We start from the raw sequence: 3903 nt of genomic DNA on the forward strand, positions 1-3903 counted from the left end.
CGTGTCGCGCGATCCGCAGGATCGTCGCCTTGAAGTGTGTCGAGTGAGGGTGGTCAAAAAGTTATTCGTATAAAGGTTTGTGGTGAGCTTCTTGGCTTGCCGCTTGTTCTGTTTTGACATCGTAAAGAGAAGATTTGTTCGAACTTCATGAGCCGAAAGGTTCGTGATTTGTCGCAGGAGACGCTCAATCTCCCGCATATGATGGGTTTGCCTAACCGCACCCTCGAACCGATCTCGAGAAGCTGGTCTTTTTGTGCCAATGACATCGAATGTGGATCCCGCACAGGATCCGGTTCAGGCGACAATTCCTTTGGAATTGCGCGGACGCCAACCCCGCAAGGGAGAGGCTGAAGCGACAATCCTTCGGATTGCGCGGATGGGCATTGGCAATGAGAACGATCAAGTGTCTTAAGGGCAATTGGTGGATGCCTTGGCATGCACAGGCGATGAAGGACGTGATACGCTGCGATAAGCTACGGGGAGGTGCGAATACCCTTTGATCCGTAGATTTCCGAATGGGGAAACCCACCTAAGGTACTTGGAAAATCAGAGTAGCAGAGCGATCTGCTACTGTGGTTTCCAAGTATCGATAATAGGTAACTTATCCTGAATACATAGGGATAAAGTGGCGAACGCGGGGAACTGAAACATCTAAGTACCCGTAGGAAAGGACATCAACCGAGACTCCGGAAGTAGTGGCGAGCGAACCCGGACCAGGCCAGTGGCGATTGAGAGACAAGCGGAACCTTCTGGAAAGTAGGGCCATAGTGGGTGACAGCCCCGTACGCGTAATGCGATCAATCGTCCTCGAGTAAGGCGGGACACGTGAAATCCTGTCTGAAATTGGGAGGACCACCTTCCAAGCCTAAGTACTCGTGCATGACCGATAGCGAACTAGTACCGTGAGGGAAAGGTGAAAAGCACCCCGACAAGGGGAGTGAAAGAGTACCTGAAACCGATTGCCTACAAACAGTGGGAGCCCGCAAGGGTCACCACGTACCTTTTGTATAATGGGTCAGCGACTTAGTGTGACGAGCAAGCTTAAACCGCTAGGTGTAGGCGCAGCGAAAGCGAGTCTGAACAGGGCGTTCAGTTCGTCGCATTAGACCCGAAACCGAGTGATCTAGCCATGAGCAGGTTGAAGGTAAGGTAACACTTACTGGAGGACCGAACCCATAACTGTTGCAATAGTTCGGGATGACTTGTGGCTAGGGGTGAAAGGCCAATCAAACTCGGAAATAGCTGGTTCTCCGCGAAATCTATTTAGGTAGAGCGTCGACCGAATACCCCAGGGGGTAGAGCACTGGATGGGCTAGGGGTCCTCACCGGATTACCAAACCTAACCAAACTCCGAATACCTGGGAGTACTAGTCGGCAGACACACGGCGGGTGCTAACGTCCGTCGTGAAAAGGGAAACAACCCTGACCTACAGCTAAGGTCCCCAAGTTATGGCTAAGTGGGAAAGGATGTGAGGATCCCAAAACAACCAGGATGTTGGCTTAGAAGCAGCCATCATTTAAAGAAAGCGTAACAGCTCACTGGTCTAAATAAGGGTCTTTGCGCCGAAAATGTAACGGGGCTAAAGCCATACACCGAAGCTTAGGGTTTGGTCCGCAAGGGCCAAGCGGTAGCGGAGCGTTCTGTAAGCTGACGAAGCCATACCCGTGAGGGGTGGTGGAGGTATCAGAAGTGCGAATGCTGACATGAGTAACGTAAGGGGAGTGAGAGACTCCCCCGCCGAAAGACCAAGGGTTCCTGCTTAAAGCTAATCTGAGCAGGGTTAGCCGGCCCCTAAGACGAGGCGGAAACGCGTAGTCGATGGGAACCACGTTAATATTCGTGGGCTTGGAGGTAGTGACGGATCGCACAAGTTGTCCAATCTTATCGGATTGAACGGGCAGCGGAGCGGTTCCAGGAAATAGCTCCTCCTTATAAACCGTACCCGAAACCGACACTGGTGGTCAGGTAGAGTATACCAAGGCGCTTGAGAGAACTATGCTGAAGGAACTCGGCAAATTGCACGCGTAACTTCGGAAGAAGCGTGACCCTTTTCTACGCAAGTAGAGGAGGGTGGCACAGACCAGGGGGTAGCGACTGTTTATCAAAAACACAGGGCTCTGCGAAGTCGCAAGACGACGTATAGGGTCTGACGCCTGCCCGGTGCTGGAAGGTTAAGAGGAGGGGTGCAAGCTCTGAATCGAAGCCCCAGTAAACGGCGGCCGTAACTATAACGGTCCTAAGGTAGCGAAATTCCTTGTCGGGTAAGTTCCGACCTGCACGAATGGCGTAACGACTTCCCCGCTGTCTCCAGCATAGACTCAGTGAAATTGAATTCCCCGTGAAGATGCGGGGTTCCTGCGGTTAGACGGAAAGACCCCGTGCACCTTTACTATAGCTTTACATTGGCATTCGTAGTGGCATGTGTAGGATAGGTGGTAGGCTTTGAAACCTGGGCGCCAGCTCAGGTGGAGCCACCCTTGAAATACCACCCTTATTACTATGGATGTCTAACCGCGGCCCGTTATCCGGGTCCGGGACAATGTATGGTGGGTAGTTTGACTGGGGCGGTCGCCTCCTAAAGAGTAACGGAGGCGCGCGATGGTGGGCTCAGAACGGTCGGAAATCGTTCGCTGAGTGCAATGGCATAAGCCTGCCTGACTGCGAGACTGACAAGTCGAGCAGAGACGAAAGTCGGTCATAGTGATCCGGTGGTCCCGCGTGGAAGGGCCATCGCTCAACGGATAAAAGGTACGCCGGGGATAACAGGCTGATGACCCCCAAGAGTCCATATCGACGGGGTTGTTTGGCACCTCGATGTCGACTCATCGCATCCTGGGGCTGGAGCAGGTCCCAAGGGTATGGCTGTTCGCCATTTAAAGCGGTACGTGAGTTGGGTTCAGAACGTCGTGAGACAGTTCGGTCCCTATCTGCCGTGGGTGTAGGAATATTGAAAGGATCTGTCCCTAGTACGAGAGGACCGGGATGGACGGATCTCTGGTGGACCTGTTGTGGCGCCAGCCGCATAGCAGGGTAGCTATATCCGGACGGGATAACCGCTGAAGGCATCTAAGCGGGAAACCCACCTTAAAACGAGTATTCCCTGAGAACCGTGGAAGACGACCACGTTGATAGGCCGGGTGTGGAAGAGCGGCAACGCTTGAAGCTTACCGGTACTAATAGTTCGATCGGCTTGATCGTTCTCATTCCTTATGCTCATCGTGAACACGATGATCTGACCAGCGCTCACGCATGAGCGGCCCTTACAGGGCCTATGCTCCGCGAGGGCGCCGGAAAACCGGCGACGCGCAGTCGCGCTTGCGGACTTTGTCCGTTAGCTAGACACAAACGTCGCCTTGGCACGAAAAAACAGCTTCTCGATATAACGTGCGTTTTGCCGACCTGGTGGTTATGGCGGAGCGGCTGCACCCGATCCCATTCCGAACTCGGCCGTGAAACGCTCCAGCGCTGATGGTACTTCGTCTCAAGACGCGGGAGAGTAGGTCGCTGCCAGGTCTGCAAAACGCACGTTGAACTCTCATCCGCAAACCGGATGAAACTGAAATCTTCTCTCTACGAAAAGGCCCGCCAAGGGATCACGGGCCGCGCAAGCGGCCCTTTCATTTGGTCAGCCATATACCTATCTGTAAGCCATCCTGTTCATAGGCCCAGGCTTACGTCCAGATAAGCAAGCAAACGCTTGCTTCAGATCCGGAGCAGGCAAGAGCTTGCCCTGGAGAGTCCGGAGCAAGCAAGAGCTTGCCCTGGAGGTGACGCGGGGTGGAGCAGCCCGGTAGCTCGTCAGGCTCATAACCTGAAGGTCACAGGTTCAAATCCTGTCCCCGCAACCAACAAAAAAAGCCCGCTTCACGCGGGCTTTTTGCGTTCGGACCGTGATCGATGGC

Annotated in this window: 1 tRNA gene and 2 rRNA genes; all 3 read left to right on the plus strand. The window is 53.8% G+C overall.

The features are described from left to right. Positions 1 to 397: 397 nt before the first annotated feature. Positions 398 to 3199, plus strand: a 23S ribosomal RNA gene (locus tag NKJ64_RS30290). 200 nt (positions 3200 to 3399) lie between these two features. Then, a 5S ribosomal RNA gene (gene rrf / locus NKJ64_RS30295) occupies positions 3400 to 3514 on the plus strand. 258 nt (positions 3515 to 3772) lie between these two features. After that, positions 3773 to 3849: transfer RNA gene (locus tag NKJ64_RS30300), tRNA-Met, on the plus strand. Positions 3850 to 3903 lie beyond the last annotated feature (54 nt).

The sequence above is a fragment of the Mesorhizobium sp. M0062 genome, from assembly GCF_040323125.1.
GTDB lineage: Bacteria > Pseudomonadota > Alphaproteobacteria > Rhizobiales > Rhizobiaceae > Mesorhizobium.